Source organism: Tolypothrix tenuis PCC 7101, assembly GCF_963874875.1.
GTDB lineage: Bacteria > Cyanobacteriota > Cyanobacteriia > Cyanobacteriales > Nostocaceae > Aulosira > Aulosira tenue.
In genome coordinates, this window is sequence record NZ_CAWNJS010000001.1 from 2,331,316 (window position 1) to 2,354,609 (window position 23,294).

Sequence of the window (23,294 nt, forward strand, 5' to 3'; positions counted from 1 at the left end):
ATTTGTGAAAAAACAAACTACATTTATATTTCCTGATTTCCTACTTCCTATTTTCAAGAGTAATTTCACCACTCATTGTAGGATTGCTATATATTACAAGGGTTTTTTGAATTGGAATTAATTACAGCTTGTGTTATGCGATCGCCCCAAGGTTTTTTCGCTGAAAACTAGTCATTAACCCTTTTTCATATCACGAGCCATGTTGAGGTAGTAATCCATTTTGGCATTAGAACGGCGACGGTTAGCGGGAGTTTCCACTGGAGTATTTTGCTTAGTTTCTATTTGTTGTGGAGGTTCAACCCGCTTTGTACCTTGCGCTGCATCAGATTCTAAAAAGTAACCAGACTCAGTTAATCCCAAGAGTTTGGCGAAAAAACCAAAGAAACTTTTGACAACATTTACAAATTTATTCCAAATGACAGAAAGAAAACCTTCAACACGAAGGTACAAGTTTTGGAGAATTTGTGTTAAACGAGACATAGTAGCCCCCTAAATTGATGATTTAAGAAATTTTGATCTAATTTTATGATGATTGCATGATATAGCTAAACGTCTCTGTCAGTAGATGTGTTTTGCTGTGCGGCCAGGCTAAAAGAAAATAAAGAAGACAACAGGGTAATATTTTTACCACGGAACGCCATTTGATATGGAATACTGATGAATAAAGTACCAAAAATAGACCGTCAACGAGAGCATCAAGCCAACGAACGCACTTTTTTAGCTTGGTTGCGTACTTCGATCGCACTCATTGGGTTTGGATTTGCGATCGCTAGATTTGGTTTATTTTTAAATCAGCTGGATGTAGCCATCACCCACAGAGAACCTGATGTACATCACTTATTCAATTCGGAAAATTTAGGGATTGTCTTAGTAATTTTTGGGATTGTCACGATCGCTTTAGCTGCATGGCAATACAATCGGGTTTTCTGGCAAATTGAACGAGGTAATTATCAACCTCATCGTCTATCAGTATGGATAATGACAGGAGCCGTGATGATTTTCGGGCTTCTCAGTATTCCTATTCTATTGTTGCGTAATCCAGTTTCACCTCGCCCATCGCCTGTGATTAATCAACCCCAATCTGCTTTGGGTAAGGAACAAGGGAGATGAGGGGACAAAAATATAAACTTAGTCTGGGAAACGCAAGGGTGGGTATCAAACCGAATCTTTCCTTTTCCACCGGAGAATGAATTTTCAGGATAAGGTATTTCCAAGAAATAAATCATTCCATCTTGTGGGGCGGGCATCTTGCCCGCTACATAAACTGGGCGGACAAGATGTCATAGGTGTCAACTTAAGCTAAAAGCTATATACGGTGAGTGTTGTACAAAAACCCTCGCCCTCATCCCCTAACCCCTTCTCCCTGAGCTATCCATTACCCGGATCTTTCTCAACATTTACGAGAGTATTCACTCACGCTTTTTATAACCCTGATTCCTTCGTCATCAATTCTCAATAAAAACCTAATTTTAGCGAGAAGACTAAGAGTTAATCTGTCAAGTATGTTTGACACCTCAGTGTTCAAGATGCCCACAAAATAAGCATTTCAAGATTGTAAAGAAAGATGTGACTAATGGATAGCTCCCTGAGGGAGAAGGGGAATTAAATCTCTTGCTCCCCTCTCCTGGTGGGAGAGGGGCTGGGGGTGAGGGCTAAACCTTGCAACCAAGAGGGTTTCACGTTAAGTTGATACGTATGACAAGATGTCCACCCCACAATAAATACTGGGATATTCTTTTATTTGGAAGTCCCTAATAGCTCATTCAATCCGCCTGTTCTGCTTTCTCTACTGTGTCGTCGTTCACTCCCAAAGTAAAAGCTAAAGGGATGCGCGATGGATAGGCTTTGACTACCTCTCGGTAAACATCGTAGTTTGTGGGGAATATCTTCTGTTGAGAATCCACTTTATAGCTCACCTTATACTCTACGGTTTTTAATAATTCTGGCTGACTTACCTCTTGTTGAGGTTTTTTACGCTGTTCCACCTCGCTGACAGTAGGACGGGGTGGAAGCGCAGGCCACCATAAACCCCGATCATCAGGGCCAGTCACCGCACCTTCTGGCTTGATACCATTGCGATTGAGTAAAGATGTAGTAGCAAAGTTTTCAAATTCTGGTGATGGCTGATTAATATATTTCACGCGCCAGGTATAAGTCGTCAGCGCTGTGGCTTCATAATCGCTACTACTAACTGTACTGCAACTGCTGAGAGTTAGCGCCGTGAGCATCACCGCAGTTAAAGGCAAAAATCTGGTTATTTTCATCTGCTTTCGGAATAGCTGTCTCACGAATGAAGCAAAAAGCCTCGTTCACGGAGTAAAAAGCCTCGCTCACGGAGTAAAAAGCCTCGTTCACGAAGCAAAAAGCCTCGTTCACGGAGTAAAAAGCCTCGTTCACGGAGTAAAAAGCCTCGCTCACGGAGTAAAAAGCCTCGTTCACCGAGCAAAAAGCCTCGTTGACGAAGCAAAAAGCCTCGTGCGCGGAGCAAAAAGCCTCGTTGACGAAGCAAAAAGCCTCATTCATGGAGTTCAACTATTTATAGAAGTCCTCTTTTCATCTTAATTCCATCACATAAGCCAGGCTTATCAATACTATCTGTAATTATTTGTCAAGTCTAGTTGACTTTTTGTAACAATTTTGTTAAATTTATTTACATAAAGTAACAAACCAAAGAAAAACAACTATGTATACCACCATTAACGAAGACGGCGTTCTCAATAACTATGCAACTGAACCCCAAATGTATTACGCTGAGTACCCTGCAATTTGGGAACAACGCAAATATGTAATACAGGCTGTTTTCGCTACTTTAATAGTCACAACTTTAGCTTTAGTAGGTTTCAGCGTTAGCTAAGATTTTTGCAATTCGCTATCTGTATCTCTCATCGTCATTTGAACTTCTCCCATCAACCTCGGTTAGTTTCGCCGGGGTTTTTTGTTGCTCAGAGGTAGCTCAAAGAAGTCAGTACTTGAAAACATGACCTTTACTTATATATCAAATTTCCCTGACTTATGTCAGAATTTTTTAGCCAAAAAGTGCCTGAAAAGCTTACTTTTTCGCCTATGAATGAATTTTTCTGAAATTATTATTGATTTACGACGCTGCTGATTCGCTTTTGGGGTGTACGCTCGATATACAGTAACTTTCACAATTGATTGTTGCCATAATTGACACCTTGAGGTAATACCATGAGAAATTATGCTGACAAACAGGACTTCATTTTGAGTCAAAGTAGAGATTTCAGCGGATGTGACTTGAGCGGAATAGACCTGAGAGCAGTTGATTTGAGTGGTATTAATTTTGTGGGAGCAGATTTGCGTGGTGCAAATTTGTGCGGTTCTATTCTTGTGGGTGCTAACCTGCGTCAGGCCAATCTGATGCAGGCTTCTTTATGTGGCGCTGATTTAAGTGAGGCGGATTTGACTGAAGCTAAATTAATTGAAGCATCGTTAATTGAAGCAAACTTAGTGCGAGCTAATCTCGCAGGAGCGAAACTCTGTGGTGCAAAATTATTAGAAGCTAATTTAACTGAAGCTAATTTAATTGGTGCAGATTTAACATGGGCAAATCTTACTGAGGCTAACTTAATTGAAGCTAAACTTTGGGGAAGTATTTTAACTCATACAAGGCTGGTGGATGCGATTATGCCTGATGGCACAATTCAGGAGCCGCAAATCATATTTGTTGCTTAAATATTATGACCACGTAGGATGCGTTAATAACGCATCCTACATAATTAAAATTCGCGGCGTGAGAAGACCAAGATTGCGATCGCTAACTTTTGCTTAAATAATTATGACCATGTCGGATGCGTTACGCTGTCGCTAACGCATCCTACGATGATTAAAATTCGCGGCGTGAAAAGACTAAGATTGCGATCGCTAAGAGCAAGGCGCTGTAGATTAAGCCATAGCCAGCATTAGCAATCAGCGCACTTGGTTCTGGTAATGCTTGCAAACCATAAACAGCGTAGTTCTTTAAATCTAAACGCGATAAATCTGGCAATATCAGATACAAAGCTTGAGTAAGTTGTTGAATACCTGGGCTATTGCTCAGTTTCCCAAATTTCAATAAATCTTGGGTGATGTTACCCAATAAATATACAGCTAAAGTTAAAACTATCGCTAATAGGGAACTAGTAAATACGCCCAAACTAATAGCCACAGCAGCAATTAAAGATGTTTGCAAAAATAAAAAAACTGCGGCAATTACAATACTATTTGCGGAATGATGGATATGTCCAAATTGTAAAAATATCAAATAAATGCCAGTCATAATGGCAATTAGTAAGGCGAGGACAGCCGATAAACCCAAGTATTTACCAGTAATAAATTCACTGCGACTAATGGGTTTGGCAATTAACATCAAAACAGTACGCTTTTCTATTTCTTTGTTAACTAGTCCAGTACCGACAAATACAGCCACAATTAAGGCAATCACACTCATAGCTGCAATACCAAAGTCCAAAAACATTTTGCCATCGGTATTAGCCGCAACTTCAGGTAATAAACGGATAGCGGCGGCGAGTATGAGGATGTACACACCGATAATATAAAGAATGCGATCGCGAATTACTTCCTGAAATACATTCTTAGCGATCACAAAAATTCTACTGAAATTCAGCATATCTAATGAATGTTGCATTTTAGAAATATAGTTGAAATTAATTTAGGGATTTTTAGAAAATAAATTATCCAATTTAATCAGATAATATTTTTCTTTTTCTCCCTGCCCCCCGCTCCCTGCCCTTCTGCCAAGAAAGTGATGGTATATTTTTTAGTTGTAAGTCCCTATCGTTGCGCTGGCGGTAATCCTAAAATTGGTTTACTAACCTTGCCGCATTCAACTTCGGCGATGATGGGTTTTTCATCGGTTTTTGAATTAGTGGCTCTGCTCGTAGTATCTGCAATTGGTCGAATTTGACAGGACTGCTTGAGATAATAACCGCGTCTGTCAGAACTAGGGCCAGTCCAAATACTGAGAATATCTAGTATATATTCGTCTTTTTTGCGAGGATTAGGGTTGGAAATTCGTGGTTCAATTCGCCATAAAAACTTCTCGTCTTTTTGTCTGAGGCGTTTGTCTTGAATTACTTGATCTGCGAGATTACTGAGATTTGCATTAGCACTTTGTAGCCATTTCTCGACTTGTGACCAAGGCTGTTTATCGATTTGATTTTCTAATTTTGGTCTAATTTCTCTCAGAATTAACGCACCATTAGGGGGAATGTTGGTTGGCAATTCTGTTTTAACTACAAAGGCACTGTTTTTAAAATTATCAGACAATAAACTAGGATATTTTTCTACCCAGTTATTGACAACAAAGTAGAATTGCAGCCAGCAACTTAGTACCATACAGCTAGCTACCAAAACAATTATTCTTTGGCGGTCTTCTGGTTTAGGAATTTGAGCTTTAGCATCCGTACCACTTCCTTCAAAAAATTCTGGTACGGCGGTAATTAGTGCCGAGATTGTCGGCCACAAAACTATAGTATTGGGAGTAATACCAGGATTATTTTGTTGCCCAAATGCAAACACACTTACTAAAAATCCTGTGATTACTGCACCGACAGGCATAAAAGTACCAGGAACCCTTAAAGGGTCATCGGTAGTATACCAAGATGTACCAGCTATTAAAAATAACCAACCAAAAAATGCAATTACATCCTTAATAGGAGGCGTAGCAAAGTAAGATATTGCCCAAGAAAAGACACTTAAATAAATTAATGTCTGCCATGCATAAGCCCTGGGAGGAACAAATATCTTTTTGAGCCTAGCGTATATATCTGAAATAAAATTGGTGAAACCCTGTAAATCCTTAAATAATACGTTCATGTTTTAACCTCTAGGTCATTTAATATTCATCAGATCATACTGTCGCGTCAATAATTAAATTAGAAAACTTTATTGCGAATCAGTAAAACAAAAGTTATAGCCGTATAACTTAAAGAATTAGCTATTAATAAAGTCGATACCAAATTATTACTAATTAACTTATAGCGTTTGAGCTTACGCCAGTTGGGAGGTTCATTGCTTGTAGTTTCCTCTCTCTTTTTCCAAAATTCTTCATTGAGTAAGAGTGAGAAACCTCTGAGCAGAAATAACTTGACAATAAACGTAGCAAAGAAAATTATAAAAGCAGACAAAATAATGATGGTCTGGGTATTAGAATATTTAACCGTATTGAAAAATATATAGTTAATTAATTCTGTCCTCAACTGCAGGGGCAACATAGGCTCTATGACGAAAAACGCTACCCAACCAATCACGCTGGAAAAGAGATTAATAGATATTGCATAAAAAATACTAGTTTTTTTGTCAAATTTTAATCTTCTGTTGAGACAGTAGCCTTCTATAGAGATGGCCATCAGTAGAAATAAGAGATCAAACAAAATTGCGCCAATCGGCAAGACTCTGGGAAGCGTCCAATCGTCAAACATAAACCTTCCTCTGTAAGGGTTAACTGTAGAGAGTATAACTGGCATACCCACTGTGATGGGGGCAATTATCTCATTGTTCTTGCCTTTTACCATCGGGATGTGCCAGTATTTTTCGGGGAATGGGGAATGGGTAATGGGGAATGGGGAATGGGTAATGGGTAATGGGGAATGGGTAATGGGTGAAAAATTAAGGCTTCAAATTTAATACATATATTTAATGTTCTATGCCCAATGCCCCATGCCCCATTCCCAATGCCCAAATATCATAGCCGCTCTACCTGAGAGTGCAAGACGTTCGTTAAGATTAAAAATTGCTACATTAGAGCTTTTCGAGAAATGACAAGGAACGGTATCGGTATTCGCACGGCGCAAGTGCGTCCTGAACGGCTCACTGGTCAAATTCACGTCTACGACGGTGCTGGGAAAGGGAAGTCCCAAGCAGCTTTAGGCGTGGTTTTGCGCTCGATTGGCTTGGGAATTAATACACCGAGCAATGCAAATCGTGTCTTATTACTAAGATTCTTAAAGGGGCCAGAACGAGATTATGATGAGGACGGCGCAATTGCTGCATTGCAGCGTGGCTTTCCCCATTTAATAGACCAGGTACGAACTGGGAGAGCAGAATATTTTGGGCCTGACGAAATTACTGCCTTTGACTGTGCTGAAGCAGCTAGAGGTTGGGATGTCGCCAAAGGTGCGATCGCCTCTGGTCTATATTCTGTTGTAGTTCTCGATGAAATTAACCCAGTTCTAGATTTAGGTTTGCTGGAAGTTGATGAAGTTGTACGGACACTTAAGTCTAAACCCCAGGATTTAGAAATTATTGCTACTGGACGTGCTGCACCGCAAAAGCTGCTAGATATTGCTGATTTACATTCGGAAATGAAGCCTCAACATCACCCCACAGCAGAAGCATTACTGATTGAGGGGATTGAGATTTATACGGGTGCTGGCAAAGGTAAGTCTACCAGTGCTTTAGGTAAGGCATTACAAGCTATTGGTAGAGGAATCAATCATCCTGGTTCTACCCGCGTGATGATTATGCAATGGCTTAAAGGTGGTAGCGGCTACACAGAAGACGCAGCGATCGCAGCCTTACAGCAATCATATCCAGAGGTAGTGGATCACCAACGCTGTGGACGAGATGCGATCGTCTGGCGCAATTCCCGACAAGAATTAGACTACGTAGAAGCCGAAAGAGGTTGGGAAATTGCCAAAACTGCGATCGCATCTGGATTGTATAAAACCATTATTTTGGATGAACTCAATCCCACCGTTGACTTAGAATTACTCCCCGTAGAACCGATTGTGCAAGCATTACTTCGCAAACCCCGTGATACGGAAGTAATCATCACTGGTCGCTGTCAAAATCAACCTTCATACTTTGATTTAGCCAGCGTTCACTCCGAGGTTTATTGTCACAAACACTATGCCAATCACGGTGTAGAACTAAAACGTGGCGTAGATTTTTAAATTGGGTGTTTGGTATTCTCATTACCCATTACCCATTACCCATTACCCTTTCCCCATCCAATTGTATTTTTTAATTACTAATTAATAAGTAATTCCTCTCAGGCTTTTTAACCATTTTTTCAAGTAGTTTTTATTATCCACTTATAAAAAATGGTTAAAATATGCTGTTTCGTAAATTACTTACTTTACCAGCTGTTCTAGCTGTTTTAGGCAGTACATTTCCGGCTTTTGCTATTCCGTCGGAAGTGTTTATTTCGGAATTGCCAGAAATCCAGCAAAGCTTACCACCAGGGTATGCAATGCGTTTACCTGAACAAATTCGCTTAGGAGATGGAAGCAATCGCGATTTGCTCAGTAAACTAACTGTCAAAGTTTTTTCTAGTAATTCGCCTCGCAGTATGATTGTGGGTTTGTTCAGTTGTGAAACTACTGATACGTCTTGTTTAGTAGGCAGTTTTAGCGTTGATAGCCCCAATTCTGTAACTGCAATCAAAGAATTTTATAAACACAGACACACAGGTAAGCCAGTTTCTTTAGGAAAAAATATTCAAGGGTATTTATTAGAAGGAAATCAGCAAAACCCACCACAACCTTTTTCCTCACTAATGTGGCAACAAGATGCATTAGTCCACACAGTTTCCTTTCCCGTTAAAGAACGGCAAAATATTCTTTGGATGGGTTATTCTATGGTGCATCAGCCACCTGTTCGCCGCACCTACGCAAAGTTGAAAAGACCAAGTCCGGTATACTCGGCTGAGAAATAAAACAGAATAATTTGTAATTCGTAATTCGTAATTCGTAATTACAAAGTTGTTGTTAGGGATAACCCAGATCCCCGACTTTTTCAAAAAGTCGGGGATCTAAATCTTATACCAATTTGAAAAAAGAATGCGACAGATTGTAGGGGCAAGGCAGTGCCTCATTGGTGTCAACTTAACGTGAAACCCGCTCTTGTGCAAGGTTTCGCCCTCACCCCCAGCCCCTCTCCCACAGGGAGAAGGGAGCAAGAGATTTAGTTCCCCTTCTCCTGCGGGAGAAGGGGTTAGGGGATGAGGGCGCGAGGTATTTGTACAACGCCCGCCCTATATAGCTTTAAGCTTAAGTTGACACTAATGGGCAGTGCCTTGCCCTCTAGAATATTATTAATGTGTCGCAAACATTCTTTGATTTGGTATTACTAAAGTATGTGATATTTCAACCTAGATAGGCTTGAATCGGATCGCGAAAATAGTTTAGCCTGAAATTGTCTACCTATCTTTTTTTAAGGTGAACAATGCCAGAGCCTGACAAGAACATTTTAAAAATACAGCCAATCACGCTAGTGTTGATTATCTCGGCTTTAATTCTTTTACCGCTTTTATTCGCTGGTTTTCTATCCCAGTAAATTCTAGAGCAATTGAGATTCTTTAACTCAACTGATTACCAAGCATTTGAGGAATTTGAGGAGAGCGATCGCGCTTTGCAATATGTACCAATTCTTCATCATTCGCTACATATCCATAAATTTTAGGGTAGGGAACTCCTACCCTCTATAGATTTGGGTACATATTAGCAATTCTCAGCTAATAATTCACTAGTTGGTCATTTTTGTAAAAAATCAGATTTCCTCTATTAAGCAAGCTCTGCAAAAATAGAATTTATCAAGTTTACTGGAGCATAGAATTTAAAGCTTTTCTTTGGATTTTTCTGTGATTTTTTAGGTCAAGAGATTATCGCTAATTCTAGGTTTCAGTATATATCTTTGTATATATATATAGTCATGCCCTAACCGTAAATCTTTCTCCCTAAGGAGACATGAATACAACTCAATTTGGTAGCTAACTTAAGAAAGTAATTATTTGACATGAGAAACCGAACAAGGTTTCCACTGGCTACAAAAGTCAAAAGCTTTAGTTAGTTAAAAGGAGTTTTCAAATGTCAGACACCAGTAAGCGCGGTTTTGCTTCTATGGATGAAGATAAGCAACGCGAAATTGCTAGTAAAGGCGGACACGCTGCTCATGAAAAAGGTACAGCACACGAGTTTACCTCTGAGGAAGCGCGTGAAGCTGGACGCAAGGGTGGTGAAGCTGTAAGCCAAGACAGAGAACACATGGCTGAAATTGGCAGCAAGGGCGGCAAGAGTTCCCACAGAGGCAGCAGCAAATCAAATAACAATGATGATGAGGACGATAACGAAGAAGGCAAAGGCACTCAGGGTGGTACCCGAGAGCAACATTCTAAGGCTGGAAAGCAAAGCCACAAGAATAAATAGAGGCTAATAGGGATTGGGAACTAGGTACTAGGTACTGGGTATTGGGAACAGTTAATTTTCATGCCTTCGTTGTGTGATTGATCACATCAGAGGTTAGCTGGAAAAATTTATGAGTGCTGGGTAAAAAACTACTTAGTAGTTCCTAATCCCTAATCCCTAGTCCCTAGTCCCTAATCCCTATTTAGGTAATACTTGGCGCAGTGCTTCTAAAAGTCTATCAACACTTTCTTTACGGCTATTAAAGCCCATTAGTCCAACGCGCCAAACTTTACCAGCTAGTTCGCCAAGACCACCGCCAATTTCAATGTTATGTTCATCAAGTAACTTACGGGCAATGGCTTTGCCATCAACTCCTTCAGGGATGCGGACAGTGGTCAGTGTTGGGAGACGATATTCTCGCTCTACGTGCATACTTAATCCAATATCTTCCAAACTATCCCAGAGATACTCTACATTTTTTTGATGACGTTGCCAGCAGTTTGCTAGTCCTTCTTCCGCCACCAAACGCAGTGCTTCCCGTAATGCATAGTAAAGATTAATGGGCGCTGTATGGTGATAGGTGCGTTCCGTACCCCAATATTTACTTAGCAAGTTCATATCTAAATACCAGTTAGCAACCTTGCTGCGTCTGTTTTGCAATTTCTCTACAGCACGGGGACTCATGGTAAAGGGTGAAGCACCCGGAGAACAACCTAAACCTTTTTGACTACAGCTATAAGCGAGGTCAACTCCCCAATTATCTAAAAATATGGGCACTCCACCCAAGCTTGTAACAGTATCCACTAGTAGCAGCGTGCCAAATTCACGACATAAATCACCAACTCCCTCCAAAGGCTGACGCGCGCCTGTAGAGGTTTCAGCATGAACTAAAGCGAGAATTGCTGGGCGATGAGTTTCTAGTGCTGTGCGGATTTCATCTAAATTAAAGACTTGTCCCCAAGGTTTGGTAATAGTGCGGACATCTGCGCCATATCTCCCCGCCATATCAACAAGGCGATTGCCAAAATATCCCGCTACACCAATTAATACGACATCGCCGGGTTCTGTAACATTGGCGATGGTTGCTTCCATTGCGGCTGTTCCGGTACCGCTAACTGCAATTGTTAGGGGGTTTTCTGTCTGCCATACGTAGCGTAGTAATGACTGAATCTCATCCATCAAAGCAAGAAAAGCGGGATCGAGATGTCCAACTGGTGAGGTATTCATTGCCTGAAGAACGGCTGGATGAGCATTGGAAGGGCCAGGCCCCAATAATAGACGATTGGGTGTTGCTAAAGGTGCAAGCTGTAACCTCTGACTGTCGTTGATTGATACGGTATGCGTCATGATTTTTTTTAGCTATGCGGTACTTACCGCATCATAGAGCGATCGCATCACCGTTTTTTGAGTGATTCTTAGGATTCTTAATTTTGCTTATCAATGATTGTTGAAGTAAGATGCAGCATACTTTTACAAGCATCAAAAGCAAGATATTTCAAAGATAATTACCAATTTAGATAACCTTGCCCCCGGTATTATGGTCTTGATGGCAGTTCTCCCAATACGCTTCGGATAAGTCTTTTGCATCTCCCTCGTGATTTGGGAAAAGGGTAATGGGAAAAGGGTAAGGGTGAATTCAATCCTTTTCCCCTTTTCCCTTGCCCCCTTAACCGAACTGTATTGGCAGTTATCCCCCTTTCTTTTGGCAACTACAAGAATGGCACCACAAGACGCAAGGCAAGAAGCACCCGCAACCCAGCGCAACCGCGAACCGATTTTAGAAGTACTTTTACAAGTGTTACCTGCGAGTGGCACGATATTAGAAATAGCTTCTGGAACTGGCGAACATTCAGTATTTTTTGCTCCCAAATTCAGCCCGCACCAGTGGCTACCCACAGATGTCAACCCGCAGTCACTCGCCAGCATTAGTGCCTGGATTGAACACTGTGGCTATGATAATATTTATCCACCGCAAACACTGGATGTGAGAGAAGCAGTTTGGCCAGTGGAAACAGGAGTAGTCAGCGAGTGGCTTGAGACTTCACCAATTACTGCGATCGTCAATATTAATATGATTCACATTTCACCTTGGTCAGCTTGTCTGGGGCTAATGGCAGGGGCAAATCGCATCCTGAAATCAGGAGGTATCCTGTATTTATACGGCCCATTTAAGCGAGGTGGAGAACATACAGCACCGAGTAATGCTGCTTTTGACGAATATTTACGCGCTCAAAACCCCGAGTGGGGTGTGCGTAACTTAGAGGATGTAATTGCAGCAGCTAATGCAGAAAATTTTGTCTTCAAACAGATTTACCAAATGCCCGCAAATAATCTTTCCGTGGTGTTTGAACGCTCTGCTAATGAATAAATTATTTTTGGAGATAATCATTGCTCGTTACCAGAAAAGATACTGATAAAGGTGTTTTTAGTTAGGTGATTGCAGACAATAAATCATCCAATTGAATCAGATATTATTTGTAAGATTCAATGATATTCTATATAAGCAACATACTCATTTTTCCTACCTGCAAGCTGAGTAATGCTTAACATTCCTTGCTTGGACTGACCTTGATTATCTTTAAAAGTCCAAGTATTCCAAATACCTGTTTTGTTTTGCTTGCTATCTTGTCGTTTCCAACCGAATTTTTCAACCTGAGCAGCATAATTATTCATTAATGCTTGAGCATCAAGTTTAGTATTTAATACAGCATAAGAATCAGCAGATGTTTTTAAATTCGTACCAAAGACTCCGCTAATTTCCACATCGGATAGAGAGACTAAGGCTGGAAGTTGTACTTTTTCAATAGATTTACTAACTGAACACTGAAATTCCGATGAACTTGTAGATGGGGAAAGTTCTAGTTTTAGACGTACTTCTGGACGTATTTCCGTAGTGGAGAAGAATTTGTTAGCTGGTTCAACACTTAATATTGCCTTATGGGAGATAGAGCAATATGTCATGTCTTCATTTGTCGAATTGTCATCCAAAATAGAGTTTGAAAGTACAAAACCTGACTTTTGATTTGATGAATCTTCCTGTTTTTCTATTTGCCAGCCAGATTTAATTAGCTGTTGCTCGTAAAAAGTTTTAGCTTGTTCTGGTGATTGCACTACATCCAGAATTATTTCAAAGCTCTCTGCTGAATGGGCAATACTACCAACAATTTTTGCTTTTTCAGGTAATGGCAAATTTACAGGTAATTGCTTTGGTAGTTGCCCTGGTATTAACTGAACTTCAGGAAATCCTAGCCAACGTTGCAACAAATATTGTAATGCTTTTGATTCCCCTTCCGATGTTGGGACTGCGGCAACTGTTGCTAATCCTAAGACAACAGCACTCAGCATGGTAAAATAATGTGAAAATTTTTTCCCAAACATGAGCAATCTCTGTATTTAGCTACAAACAATATTTAGAATATCAATCAGTTATTTAAGCTAACTGATAAGACCGATCAATATAAGTCAATTTATTATTCTGTTATCTAAAATAAACTGATAAATTATTGGCAATTTTTGACTAATTGAAAAGTACTATTTCATACAATCATAACTATTTTGAGTTACCCGCAATTAATCCGTTTATCTTAATAAATATTAATATTTTGCTTTTTTATGAAAAAATCTAGTAACTATGAGGAGGTAAAAGAGACGGAACAAGCCTCACGTTCATTTACAGCATATTACAGGCGTGTTTCCTATAATTATGCAAAATATATATTCAATCTTAGGTGGGTTGCTTGTGAGTAATTAATTCTTCTAGAGTAAATACGACTTTAAATTACACAATTTCACAAGATAATTATGGTTTTTGCAGGTAAAAGACCTAATAACTTAGGGGTTAATAACGGGAAACTAGCATCTTGTCCCAATAGCCCTAACTGTGTATCTAGCCAAAGTGCAGATGCAGTCCATCAAATTGCCCCACTGACTTTTACATCAACCCCAGAAGAAGCGATCGCCAATCTTAAAAGTATCATTGAGTCTTTACCCAGAACCCAGATAGTTACAGAAAGTCCTGATTACCTATATGCAGAATTTAAAAGTGCCTTACTAGGCTTCGTGGATGATGTCGAATTTTATCTTGACCGCAACGCAAATGTCATTCAGGTGCGTTCAGCTTCCCGCTTGGGTCAAAGCGATTTAGGTGTAAATCGTCAACGCATAGAAACTATTCGCGCCAAGTTTAACGAAGCTTAAGGGACTTCCAACTTAAAAAATGTACTATCACTGTGTAGGCAGAGGGGCAGGGGGCAGGGAGCAGGGGGAAAAATAAAAATATCTTCTCTCGGAAATGGGATAATTTATTTTCTGGAAGTCCCTAAAGAGGCGGGGTAGAGACGCGATTAATCGCGTCTTTACAAGCGCAGGGAGAAATTCCCATTCCCCATTACCCATTCGCCATCCCCAGCGCTTTTCGTAATAACATTTGGTCTTCTAATTTCGCTTCAAAACGCCCATTTTCAATATCACGAATCCAACTTTGGCTTTTACCTGTTAGCCTTGCTAAGTCTCGTTGGCTTAACCCTAGCCTTTTTCTAGCTTCAAGAATATATTCAACAGAAAGATTTATTTGTGGTTTGAATTTTGTTTTGCGGCTAGTAGTTCGCTGCTTCTTCTTAGATTTCGCCAGTTGTTTTTTCCACTCTGGTGGAACTTCAAAATATAAGATGCGGGCATTCATTAATCGATTCCACTTACCACGAGGAGCTGCATCAGTTAATCGCGTACCGTTACTACCATCATCAATCCAGAAGTCCAATGCTGCGTCTGCGTCTTCGGGGATATCAACTAACTTTGCCCATAAAGGTTGAATTTCTAATGGGTAAGTAACGGGATCGAATATAGGTTTGAGTCCATGATAATTAAGTACTTCTAAATCGCTTTCAAATATTCTTAAGAGGCGTTGGCGATTCTCCGGGTGTCCAGAGACTTGGCTTAGTTTTCGCTCGCCATAAGCAACTCTCATGAGGGTGGGGATAGTAATGCGCTGTTCTCTACCTATTTTGGTTTTAAATAATAACCACAGCATCATCCGCGCTGCGCCTTCATGCTGCTGCCAAATGCTCATGACTACATTTAGTAAAGCTTTGGGTAAGGTACCGTATTGATAGAAAGCAGTACGCTCTTTGCAACCTTGGCGATTGAGAAAATACTCTGCCCACTGACCGGCTTTAATTGTAAAAGTTAATCCAACTAGATGTTTGCATCCTAAATCGTCTTCTTGAAAGTGGTGTTGAATATCTAATAAATGCCACAAGCGGCTTTTTTCTAGGTATACTCCCGGTATCTTTCCTTTTGCGGGTAAATCAATAGAAGCGATCAGTTGACAGGGTTGTTGAGCAAGTTCTTTAATCAAAGCTAGCTTGGTAGTTTTGTTCAAGTCTTTACGTTTATCTAGCCCTAGATAGTCCTCAATCTGTCGGTCGTTGATGGTAAACTCTTCTTCCCAAGGATGATCTAGGTTAGTGGCGTGAGCTGCATAGATTAAGTGCATACAAGCAGATCTAATATCAAATGCCTCGATCGCAGATAAAGCCTTGGCACCTTTAAGTACGCTTGTTGCTTCAGAATTATTACTATCCGTCACTCGGAATGCGATCGCACCTTTACCGCCATTAATTTGTCGTTGATAATACAGCTCTCCATCCGCATCAACTTCCCAGGGAAGCGATTGACGCTGTGCTAAAACGTTACATAATTCCCAAATGACGATGGCTGAGGCAAAAGGATGTCCTTTTCCATCGGTAAATAGCTTCTGAGTGGCAATCAGATTAGCATCAACCTTACATCTACCCTTTTTTGCTTGATAAGGGACTGGAGAATTGACAGGGCAAGAAATGACACATTGCGGTGTCATATAACCTTCGCAGTCATTACACAAACTAGGGTCTATCCAGTAGTCACCATCGATAACTTTGATCGCATCTTTAGGACACTGAGGAAGGCATTTGTCACACTGAATACAGCGCTTAGTAATGGCGTAGGGCATAGTATTGTTAGAGTGATTTTTAAATTGAAATGCTAAATAAAGCCGTAAATATCTACGGGCTTCAGCTTTTATTTATTCCTCTCGGTGGCAAAGATGCCGAATTTTCTAGATGTTGCTAATACGCGATCGCCGCAAAATTTTTATCAGTTAAACTTAATTGCTCTTCATTCAACAATTATGTTGATATCAACATCTTACTATACTAACATTAGTAACTTTTTTAACCAAAAAAGTATGATTTTTTTGTTCATTTTGAACTATTAAATGAATCTTCACATTTGCCAAAAAATTATTATACAGAGTAGTTCCCGCTAACATTTATTTACCGATTTTAACATGAATGTAACAAACCTCTTTCTAATTTCATAGAGGATATTAGGAAAAGCATAAAATGGACTTTATTACGATAAAATCATTATTTTTTTAAGAATTAGCCAGCAAAATGTAGAAATTTGCGTCACAGAAATTTGAATATATCAAAATCAGGAAAATTTTACATTATTAAATTTAGTTGATATTTAATATTCAAAAAAATTCTCTTTTTTTTAGCAATATTTTGATAATTTTAATTTTGCGATGTTTATATAACAATCTAATATCATTCATAAAACTATTTGCATAGAAAGAGAATAGAGTCCAGGCGATAGCAAATCATCAATCAATTTATACTTAGCTGCACCAAAATTGAGACTACTATATTATTGTATAGGCAGAATATAGTTACTTGCTGATGTATTTTATTTACCTAAAAATCTTTGTATTTGTGGGAAATTTAGTTCATGTAGGATGCGTTAGTGATAGCGTAACGCATCTGAGTTTATATATTTGTTGGGAATTTAGTTGTAATTGATGAATTGTGTATGTTGAAACACAGAATATTGAGAGTACAAGCGCGACTGGAAAAGAGTAACTTAACAAATAGCTGCCGATGTTGCCTCAGTAGAGCTTGGTATTGAGTACAGAAACGCTAGTACCCCCACCTGTAAGTAAATATTCGTACCCTCAAAAAAATACTAGTACCCCACCATAAAAAAACTTTGAAATCTTTACTAAGCAAGGGTTTCAACAGTTGAGTACATCCCTAATTAACTGCTGTTACTAGATGAGGTAGCTGATATAACACTTTTGATAGATAGAACTCAGACCAGTGTCATCAATTTCTATCGCAGTTGTATTTGATATATGAACAAGACAAGGAGACAAAGATAACAAGGAGGATAAAGTAAAGAGATATTTGTACTTTCTACACAGATTGCTATAGTTGAGACTTTCAATAATAGATAGTTAAGAAATATAAACTCTAAAGAAATTCTAAAAAATATAGTTTTACCTGAGTAGATTTAACCCAAATATCTTTTTTTGTGATATATATCACAAAAAACCGCTTAACATTCCTAATTTATATCTAGCTTTCAGTCCTATATATAAACGCGACAAACATAAGTTGAAGTAATAGCTGCGTATATCAAATATCAAAGAGGTTATCTGTGATTTGTAAAGATTATTGACATTTAAAACTGGAAATAACCAGATTTAAAATGCAGAACTTATACCCCCGCATCCATAGGAATATGCGGCTTTGCAGTAATGCTTATGAAATCTAAACTCTTGAGAATTCTCACAGTATTTTTATTAAGCTTAGTAGTGCTTTCTCCAGCTTTAGTGGCAATAATTGTAGTTTGGCAGGAACATCTAAATTTTAAGGCTACACAAAACCTAGTGTATGCTGTTTCAGATGTTCAACACTTCGCTAATCATGGTGTCACTACCGCTATTTCTATATTATTATGGGTGATAATTTTGGCTCCCATTGGCCTTTGTTTAGGAATTACTTTGCATAAGAGCTATGTTGCTTATCGTGCTGCTGTGCTGCAAAGAAAAGTCAAACTGTTGGAAAAAATGTGGCAGCAAAATACTTATCCAGAGGAAATTATTTTATGAAACAAATTCCCCTTGGGATCATAACTTTAATTGCAGGTATCTTAATTACACTAATTAGCTTGTGGGTAGGGCAAAATAATCATCTTCTGCCTGTTCAAGCCTCTGCACAAGCACCTTTAGTAGATAATTTCTTTAATGTGATGGTAGCCATTGGGACTGCTTTATTTTTAGTAGTACAAGGGGCAATACTATTTTCTGTAATTAAGTTTCGCCGTCGTCGTGGAGATAATGGCGATGGCCTGCCAATTGAAGGTAGCTTTCCCCTAGAAATTTTGTGGACGATCATCCCCGGAATCATTGTGATTGGATTAGGGGTTTACAGCGTAGATGTTTACACCGAAATGGGCGGGATGGATGAGATTGGCCATCATCACGGTATGACCCACGAGTCAATGATGGTACAACCCAAATCAAACCCCATTGGGATTGGTTCAACACCTGCAACCGAGGGTAAACCACCATCTTTAGTGGTCAACGTCACTGGAATGCAATATGCTTGGCTGTTCAACTATCCCGATAGCGATGTCAATACAGGCGAACTGCACGTTCCCATCGGTCAAGATGTATTGCTGAACATCTCTGCAAATGATGTAATTCACTCATTTTGGGTGCCTCAGTTTCGGTTGAAGCAAGATGCAATTCCTGGACAACCTACACAGTTACGGTTCACCGCCACCAAAACAGGAACCTATCCCATAGTTTGCGCCGAACTTTGTGGTGGCTATCACGGTAGTATGCGTACTTCTGTAGTTGTCCACACCCCAGAAGATTACGATCGCTGGCTGACAGAAAATCGTGTAGCCCAACAGCCAGAAATGGATCAAACTGTTGCCGTCAATCCATAACTTGCAAGGCAAAAGGTGAGATTGAATCTTTACTACTTCTATCTTTCCCTAGCCCTTAGTCTCTAAACCCTGGTTTTATGACACAATTAGAAACTTCCAAAACTACAGCAGTCGTTACCCACCACGAAGTACCCCAAAAGTGGAAATGGTACGACTATTTCACTTTTAATATCGATCACAAAGTCATTGGCATTCAATATCTGGTAACCGCCTTTATTTTTTACCTGATTGGCGGATTAATGGCGATGGCGATTCGCATCGAATTAAATACACCAGATGCAGATTTTCTCGATCCCAACCTCTATAATGCCTTCATGACCAATCACGGCACATTGATGATTTTTATGTGGATTGTGCCGGCGGCGATTGGGGGATTTGGTAACTTTCTGATTCCCTTGATGGTGGGGGCGCGAGATATGGCGTTTCCCAAATTGAATGCGATCGCCTTTTGGTTAAATCCGCCAGCTGGGGCGTTACTTTTGGGTAGCTTCTTCTTTGGTGGTTCCCAAAGTGGCTGGACTGCTTACCCACCATTGAGTTTAATTACAGCTAACACTGCCCAATCAATGTGGATTTTAGCGATCGTGTTGGTGGGAACTTCCTCAATTTTGGGGGCGTTAAATTTTGTCGTCACCATCTTGAAGATGAAAGTCCCCAGTATGCAATGGACGCAAATGCCGTTATTCTGCTGGGCAATTTTAGCAACTTCAGTTTTAGCCCTGCTGTCTACCCCAGTGCTAGCAGCTGGATTAGTGCTGTTATTATTTGATATCAACTTTGGCACTTCTTTCTTTAAGCCGGATGCTGGCGGAAACGTGGTGCTTTATCAGCATTTATTTTGGTTTTATTCCCACCCCGCAGTATATTTAATGATTTTGCCCATCTTCGGCATTATGTCAGAGGTGATTCCCGTTCACGCCCGTAAACCGATATTTGGCTATAAAGCGATCGCTTATTCTAGCTTGGCAATCTGCATTATTGGTTTATTTGTTTGGGTACACCATATGTTTACTAGTGGTACACCTCCTTGGATGCGGATGTTCTTCACAATTTCCACTCTGATTGTTGCTGTTCCCACTGGCGTGAAGATTTTTGGTTGGGTAGCAACACTTTGGGGCGGTAAAATCCGCTTTACCAGTGCCATGTTATTTGCGATCGGCTTGCTGTCAATGTTTGTAGTTGGCGGATTGGGCGGTGTAACCTTGGGTACAGCACCTTTTGATATCCATGTTCACGACACATATTATGTGGTAGGTCACTTCCACTACGTTTTATTTGGTGGTTCTGTATTTGGTATCTATGCAGGAATTTACCATTGGTTCCCCAAGATGACAGGCAGAATGATGAATGAAACCTGGGGAAGAGTACATTTTGCCCTAACTTTTGTTGGTACTCATCTCACCTTCTTACCCATGCACCAACTCGGGTTGCAAGGAATGCCGCGCCGTGTCGCCATGTATGACCCTCAGTTTGCCGGAATTAATCATATTTGTACCATTGGCGCGATGATTCTCGGCATATCTGTAATCCCGTTCTTCTTCAACGCCATTTGGAGTTGGATGAATGGCCCCAAAGCGTCAGATAACCCTTGGGAGGCGCTAACTTTAGAATGGACAACTACTTCACCCCCGGCGATTGAAAACTGGGAAGTACTACCAGTTGTGACTCACGGCCCCTACGATTATGGGCGCAGCGATGAAGGAAAACCAACAGCGCAAACTGTTGCCTCGGTTTAACGCCAGTTGATGCGTTACGCGATCGCTAACGCATCATACGTGAACTGTTCCCTGTTCCCTCCTTAAATTTGGAAATTGGAATTTATGCAGGATTCAACTTTGAACGCCCCAGAAATAGCGTTGGGTTCAGCGGCTTCCCATGAAGAACATCAAGACTTGCGGGTGTTTGGGCTGCTGACGTTTCTGATTTCTGAGTCTTTGATGTTTGGTGGTTTTTTTGCCACTTACCTAATTTTGCGTGGTGGTGCCGCAGTTTGGCCGCCGGAAGGTACAGAAGTAGAATTGCTTGTACCGACAATTAACACCATCATCCTAGTTTCTAGTAGCTTTGTGATCCACTTAGGTGATACAGCGATTAAGAAGAACAATATTGCTGGAATGCGCCTATGGTATGGCATCACAGCGTTGATGGGGGCTATTTTCCTTGGAGGTCAGGTATATGAGTATCTGACTTTAGGATATGGGTTAACTACCAACGTGTTTTCTAACTGCTTTTATTTGATGACAGGTTTCCACGGTTTACACGTATTTATAGGGTTGCTGTTAATACTGGGTGTACTGTGGCGATCGCGCCGTGTCGGTCATTACTCTGCTACGAAACATACTGGCATTGAAATGGCAGAAATCTACTGGCACTTTGTAGATATCATCTGGATTATCCTATTTACGCTGTTGTATATCCTGAGCGTATTTTAGAAGTTACGCGAAATGTAAAGCTGAAAAAACCAGGAATCAGCTAAAAGAACAAGTAGCCACAATTAAACTCAATTTTGAGGGGAAAGGGGAAATGTTTTTCCTTTTTCCCTTTTCAGCTTTTATTTGAGGAATTTCGTGAGATATTTGTTTTGAAAGAAGAAAATAAACCGCGATCGCAATTTCCACAATCCGATTGAAGTGAAAGTAGTATCGATGGTATGAATGCAATTCTTATATGGAAAATACCCTAAATTAAAGTTGCTATTTAAAAGCGGGGAAATATGAAAATGCTTTTAATAAGTGCGAGTCAGCCAATATAAAGTAATCTAAAGATTCTAGTTGAGCAATTTATCAAGATTGCAGTCAAGAAAATTTTATGGTTGATGTAACTGTACAGGAATCTCAATCATCAATTCTGTTCCTTGCCCTGGCTCTGATTTTAAACTAATTTTTCCTTGATGTTCCTCAATTATTTGATAGCTAATTGATAATCCTAAGCCAGTTCCTTTGTTTACTGGTTTAGTTGTAAAAAATGGATCAAAAATTTTAGCTTGGATTTCTGGCTTAATGCCAATGCCGTTATCAATAATCGTAATTTTAACGGTTGCTAACTCTGTAATTTCGGTTTTTATGATAATTTGTTTATCTTGAGCTTTATCGTGCTGTTCTAACACTGCATCAATGGCATTATTTAGAACATTCATGAATACCTGATTTAATTCGGCAGGATAGCATTCAATTAAGGGGAGATTACTGTAATCCTTAACAATTTGAATATCCTGTCTGATGCGATGTTTTAAAAGTAATAAAGTACTTTCAATGCCTTCATGAATATTCACTTTCTTGCTACCAGCTTGGTCAAGCCGAGCAAAGTTTCGCAATGATAAAATCATTTCGCTAATCCGCTCAGACCCTATTTTCATTGATGTGAGAATTTTAGGTAAATCCTCAAGAATAAATTCTAGATTAATATCGCTAGCTTTTTCTTCAATAACAGCATTAAATTGGGGATATTCTTGTTGATAGGCTTGAATGAGAGCTACTAAAGATTGGATGTGATTATCAAGGTATTTGAAATTACCTTGCATGAAATTTATAGGATTATTGATTTCGTGAGCTAATCCTGCAACCATGCGCCCCAAACTAGACATTTTTTCTGTCTGCACAAGTTGCACTTGGGTTGTTTGTAATTGCTTGACAGTATGTTCTAATTGTTTGGCTTGTAATTGAGCGTTAATAGTTGCTGTAGTGAGTGCTTTGAGATTATTGTATGCCTTGGAATGGTAACGAATCCGAGCAATTAACTCCACTGGATCTGGCAACTTAATTAGATAGTCATTCGCCCCTGCAGCAAAGGCTTCTGCTTTTACTTTTGCTTCTTCTTTACTAGATAGCATGACTATAGGAATATCGCGTGTTGCGGGATGGGAACGAAACCAACGCAACAACATTAATCCATCCATTTCTGGCATCACCAAATCCAGTAAAATTACTGTAGGCGAAAGCGCGATCGCCTCTTGGATGGCTTGTGTGGGGTCACTTATATAGTGAAATGAAATTTTGGGATCGCTAGACAGAATTTGACAAACAGCTTCACCAATAATTAGCTGATCGTCAATTAACATTACCCTTGCTTTATCTGTAGCGATATCTTCCTGAGAAAAAGCAGATTCAGAACTATTTACTGGAAAATAAGTCGTTACAGTTTTTGTGATATCTGACGATACTGATCGTAATTCTAGGTGTGTGACCATATCAAAGTATTAGTAAAACTAAACTAAGTGATTAGTTGTATTAATATTAACCTATTTTTCGCTGTTGAATAGAAATGTGTTTTTTTGTAAAAAATCAGTGATTTCTCTAACTTAAAAAAACATATTTTTTGAGTCTATAAAACAAATTTGTCAGAGTATTTTCTAGTGGAAATCCAAGATAAAATAAT

General features: G+C 39.7%; 22 protein-coding genes. 12 read left to right on the forward strand and 10 right to left on the reverse strand.

What is annotated here, in order from left to right:
• Positions 1 to 174: 174 nt before the first annotated feature.
• Positions 175 to 480: a threonine dehydratase gene (locus AACU25_RS09635; protein ID WP_096575048.1), complete on the reverse strand. Its 306-nt coding sequence runs from the start codon at positions 478 to 480 to the stop codon at positions 175 to 177.
• A gap of 177 nt (positions 481 to 657) precedes the next feature.
• Here AACU25_RS09635 and AACU25_RS09640 point away from each other — a divergent pair, with 177 nt between their 5' ends.
• Complete coding sequence (locus tag AACU25_RS09640) at positions 658 to 1,110, forward strand: YidH family protein (protein WP_096575049.1); 453 nt, start codon at positions 658 to 660, stop codon at positions 1,108 to 1,110.
• A gap of 653 nt (positions 1,111 to 1,763) precedes the next feature.
• Here the strand turns inward: AACU25_RS09640 and AACU25_RS09645 are convergent.
• Both AACU25_RS09645 and AACU25_RS09650 read right to left on the reverse strand, forming a co-directional pair.
• The gene (locus AACU25_RS09645; RefSeq protein WP_096575051.1) at positions 1,764 to 2,264 is read right to left on the reverse strand and encodes a hypothetical protein; all 501 of its coding nucleotides are present in this window, start codon (positions 2,262 to 2,264) and stop codon (positions 1,764 to 1,766) included.
• Positions 2,265 to 2,284: 20 nt separating this feature from the next.
• Entirely contained in the window at positions 2,285 to 2,509 is a 225-nt protein-coding gene (locus tag AACU25_RS09650) for a hypothetical protein (RefSeq protein ID WP_190446135.1), read from the reverse strand.
• Between the two features lie 174 nt (positions 2,510 to 2,683).
• On the opposite strand from AACU25_RS09650, the gene psb34 reads away from it, so the two are divergent.
• The gene (gene psb34, locus AACU25_RS09655; RefSeq protein ID WP_190446133.1) at positions 2,684 to 2,854 is read left to right on the forward strand and encodes a photosystem II assembly protein Psb34; all 171 of its coding nucleotides are present in this window, start codon (positions 2,684 to 2,686) and stop codon (positions 2,852 to 2,854) included.
• A gap of 335 nt (positions 2,855 to 3,189) precedes the next feature.
• Positions 3,190 to 3,693, forward strand: coding sequence for a pentapeptide repeat-containing protein (locus AACU25_RS09660; RefSeq protein WP_096575054.1), 504 nt, complete (start codon positions 3,190 to 3,192; stop codon positions 3,691 to 3,693).
• 151 nt (positions 3,694 to 3,844) lie between these two features.
• On the opposite strand, the gene AACU25_RS09665 is transcribed toward AACU25_RS09660, so the two are convergent.
• From AACU25_RS09665 to fraC, 3 genes are all read right to left on the reverse strand, one after another.
• Positions 3,845 to 4,624 (reverse strand): ABC transporter permease subunit, encoded by a 780-nt coding sequence (locus AACU25_RS09665; protein WP_096583631.1) that lies wholly within the window; start codon positions 4,622 to 4,624, stop codon positions 3,845 to 3,847.
• 167 nt (positions 4,625 to 4,791) lie between these two features.
• The gene (gene fraD, locus AACU25_RS09670; RefSeq protein WP_096575055.1) at positions 4,792 to 5,835 is read right to left on the reverse strand and encodes a septal junction protein FraD; all 1,044 of its coding nucleotides are present in this window, start codon (positions 5,833 to 5,835) and stop codon (positions 4,792 to 4,794) included.
• Between the two features lie 59 nt (positions 5,836 to 5,894).
• Entirely contained in the window at positions 5,895 to 6,440 is a 546-nt protein-coding gene (gene fraC / locus AACU25_RS09675) for a filament integrity protein FraC (protein WP_096583633.1), read from the reverse strand.
• A gap of 336 nt (positions 6,441 to 6,776) precedes the next feature.
• Between fraC and AACU25_RS09680 the strand changes: the two genes are divergently transcribed.
• The 3 genes from AACU25_RS09680 to AACU25_RS09690 all read left to right on the forward strand — a co-directional run bounded on the left by AACU25_RS09680 (position 6,777) and on the right by AACU25_RS09690 (position 10,166).
• Positions 6,777 to 7,913, forward strand: a complete 1,137-nt coding sequence (locus AACU25_RS09680; RefSeq protein ID WP_045870599.1) for a cob(I)yrinic acid a,c-diamide adenosyltransferase — start codon at positions 6,777 to 6,779, stop codon at positions 7,911 to 7,913.
• A gap of 161 nt (positions 7,914 to 8,074) precedes the next feature.
• Positions 8,075 to 8,677: a hypothetical protein gene (locus AACU25_RS09685; protein ID WP_096575057.1), complete on the forward strand. Its 603-nt coding sequence runs from the start codon at positions 8,075 to 8,077 to the stop codon at positions 8,675 to 8,677.
• A 1,150-nt stretch (positions 8,678 to 9,827) separates the two neighbouring features.
• Complete coding sequence (locus AACU25_RS09690; RefSeq protein ID WP_096575059.1) at positions 9,828 to 10,166, forward strand: KGG domain-containing protein; 339 nt, start codon at positions 9,828 to 9,830, stop codon at positions 10,164 to 10,166.
• A 177-nt stretch (positions 10,167 to 10,343) separates the two neighbouring features.
• Here AACU25_RS09690 and AACU25_RS09695 read toward each other — a convergent pair whose 3' ends face one another.
• On the reverse strand, positions 10,344 to 11,492 hold the full coding sequence (locus AACU25_RS09695) for an alanine--glyoxylate aminotransferase family protein (protein WP_096575060.1): 1,149 nt from the start codon (positions 11,490 to 11,492) through the stop codon (positions 10,344 to 10,346).
• Positions 11,493 to 11,862: 370 nt separating this feature from the next.
• Between AACU25_RS09695 and AACU25_RS09700 the strand changes: the two genes are divergently transcribed.
• Complete coding sequence (locus AACU25_RS09700) at positions 11,863 to 12,513, forward strand: DUF938 domain-containing protein (RefSeq protein ID WP_096575062.1); 651 nt, start codon at positions 11,863 to 11,865, stop codon at positions 12,511 to 12,513.
• Positions 12,514 to 12,629: 116 nt separating this feature from the next.
• Here the strand turns inward: AACU25_RS09700 and AACU25_RS09705 are convergent, their stop codons facing one another.
• Positions 12,630 to 13,523, reverse strand: coding sequence for a hypothetical protein (locus AACU25_RS09705; protein WP_190445932.1), 894 nt, complete (start codon positions 13,521 to 13,523; stop codon positions 12,630 to 12,632).
• A gap of 423 nt (positions 13,524 to 13,946) precedes the next feature.
• Here AACU25_RS09705 and AACU25_RS09710 point away from each other — a divergent pair, with 423 nt between their 5' ends.
• Positions 13,947 to 14,342 (forward strand): DUF1499 domain-containing protein, encoded by a 396-nt coding sequence (locus AACU25_RS09710; protein ID WP_096575065.1) that lies wholly within the window; start codon positions 13,947 to 13,949, stop codon positions 14,340 to 14,342.
• Between the two features lie 190 nt (positions 14,343 to 14,532).
• Here the strand turns inward: AACU25_RS09710 and AACU25_RS09715 are convergent, their stop codons facing one another.
• Positions 14,533 to 16,134 carry a helix-turn-helix domain-containing protein gene (locus tag AACU25_RS09715; RefSeq protein ID WP_096575067.1) on the reverse strand — a complete coding sequence of 534 codons (1,602 nt, stop codon included), beginning with the start codon at positions 16,132 to 16,134 and terminating at the stop codon, positions 14,533 to 14,535.
• Between the two features lie 1,593 nt (positions 16,135 to 17,727).
• Here AACU25_RS09715 and AACU25_RS09720 point away from each other — a divergent pair.
• The 4 genes from AACU25_RS09720 (at position 17,728) to AACU25_RS09735 (ending at position 21,352) form a co-directional block, all read left to right on the forward strand.
• Entirely contained in the window at positions 17,728 to 18,075 is a 348-nt protein-coding gene (locus AACU25_RS09720) for a hypothetical protein (protein WP_096575069.1), read from the forward strand.
• Positions 18,072 to 18,920, forward strand: a complete 849-nt coding sequence (coxB, locus tag AACU25_RS09725; protein WP_096575071.1) for a cytochrome c oxidase subunit II — start codon at positions 18,072 to 18,074, stop codon at positions 18,918 to 18,920. The genes AACU25_RS09720 and coxB overlap by 4 nt, the downstream gene beginning before the upstream one ends.
• Positions 18,921 to 18,997: 77 nt before the next feature.
• Positions 18,998 to 20,656 (forward strand): cytochrome c oxidase subunit I, encoded by a 1,659-nt coding sequence (ctaD, locus tag AACU25_RS09730; RefSeq protein WP_096575073.1) that lies wholly within the window; start codon positions 18,998 to 19,000, stop codon positions 20,654 to 20,656.
• An 84-nt stretch (positions 20,657 to 20,740) separates the two neighbouring features.
• The gene (locus AACU25_RS09735; RefSeq protein WP_096575075.1) at positions 20,741 to 21,352 is read left to right on the forward strand and encodes a cytochrome c oxidase subunit 3; all 612 of its coding nucleotides are present in this window, start codon (positions 20,741 to 20,743) and stop codon (positions 21,350 to 21,352) included.
• Between the two features lie 374 nt (positions 21,353 to 21,726).
• On the opposite strand, the gene AACU25_RS09740 is transcribed toward AACU25_RS09735, so the two are convergent.
• Positions 21,727 to 23,106 (reverse strand): ATP-binding protein, encoded by a 1,380-nt coding sequence (locus AACU25_RS09740; RefSeq protein ID WP_096575077.1) that lies wholly within the window; start codon positions 23,104 to 23,106, stop codon positions 21,727 to 21,729.
• Positions 23,107 to 23,294: the final 188 nt, after the last annotated feature.

Coding starts and splice junctions, on each gene's coding strand:
- AACU25_RS09635 (WP_096575048.1), bottom strand. CDS start 480: ATGTCTCGTTTAACACAAATTCTCCAAAACTTGTACCTTCGTGTTGAA.
- AACU25_RS09640 (WP_096575049.1), top strand. CDS start 658: ATGAATAAAGTACCAAAAATAGACCGTCAACGAGAGCATCAAGCCAAC.
- AACU25_RS09645 (WP_096575051.1), bottom strand. CDS start 2,264: ATGAAAATAACCAGATTTTTGCCTTTAACTGCGGTGATGCTCACGGCG.
- psb34 (WP_190446133.1), top strand. CDS start 2,684: ATGTATACCACCATTAACGAAGACGGCGTTCTCAATAACTATGCAACT.
- AACU25_RS09660 (WP_096575054.1), top strand. CDS start 3,190: ATGAGAAATTATGCTGACAAACAGGACTTCATTTTGAGTCAAAGTAGA.
- fraD (WP_096575055.1), bottom strand. CDS start 5,835: ATGAACGTATTATTTAAGGATTTACAGGGTTTCACCAATTTTATTTCA.
- fraC (WP_096583633.1), bottom strand. CDS start 6,440: ATGTTTGACGATTGGACGCTTCCCAGAGTCTTGCCGATTGGCGCAATT.
- AACU25_RS09680 (WP_045870599.1), top strand. CDS start 6,777: ATGACAAGGAACGGTATCGGTATTCGCACGGCGCAAGTGCGTCCTGAA.
- AACU25_RS09685 (WP_096575057.1), top strand. CDS start 8,075: ATGCTGTTTCGTAAATTACTTACTTTACCAGCTGTTCTAGCTGTTTTA.
- AACU25_RS09690 (WP_096575059.1), top strand. CDS start 9,828: ATGTCAGACACCAGTAAGCGCGGTTTTGCTTCTATGGATGAAGATAAG.
- AACU25_RS09695 (WP_096575060.1), bottom strand. CDS start 11,492: ATGACGCATACCGTATCAATCAACGACAGTCAGAGGTTACAGCTTGCA.
- AACU25_RS09700 (WP_096575062.1), top strand. CDS start 11,863: ATGGCACCACAAGACGCAAGGCAAGAAGCACCCGCAACCCAGCGCAAC.
- AACU25_RS09705 (WP_190445932.1), bottom strand. CDS start 13,523: ATGTTTGGGAAAAAATTTTCACATTATTTTACCATGCTGAGTGCTGTT.
- AACU25_RS09710 (WP_096575065.1), top strand. CDS start 13,947: ATGGTTTTTGCAGGTAAAAGACCTAATAACTTAGGGGTTAATAACGGG.
- AACU25_RS09715 (WP_096575067.1), bottom strand. CDS start 16,134: ATGCCCTACGCCATTACTAAGCGCTGTATTCAGTGTGACAAATGCCTT.
- AACU25_RS09720 (WP_096575069.1), top strand. CDS start 17,728: ATGAAATCTAAACTCTTGAGAATTCTCACAGTATTTTTATTAAGCTTA.
- coxB (WP_096575071.1), top strand. CDS start 18,072: ATGAAACAAATTCCCCTTGGGATCATAACTTTAATTGCAGGTATCTTA.
- ctaD (WP_096575073.1), top strand. CDS start 18,998: ATGACACAATTAGAAACTTCCAAAACTACAGCAGTCGTTACCCACCAC.
- AACU25_RS09735 (WP_096575075.1), top strand. CDS start 20,741: ATGCAGGATTCAACTTTGAACGCCCCAGAAATAGCGTTGGGTTCAGCG.
- AACU25_RS09740 (WP_096575077.1), bottom strand. CDS start 23,106: ATGGTCACACACCTAGAATTACGATCAGTATCGTCAGATATCACAAAA.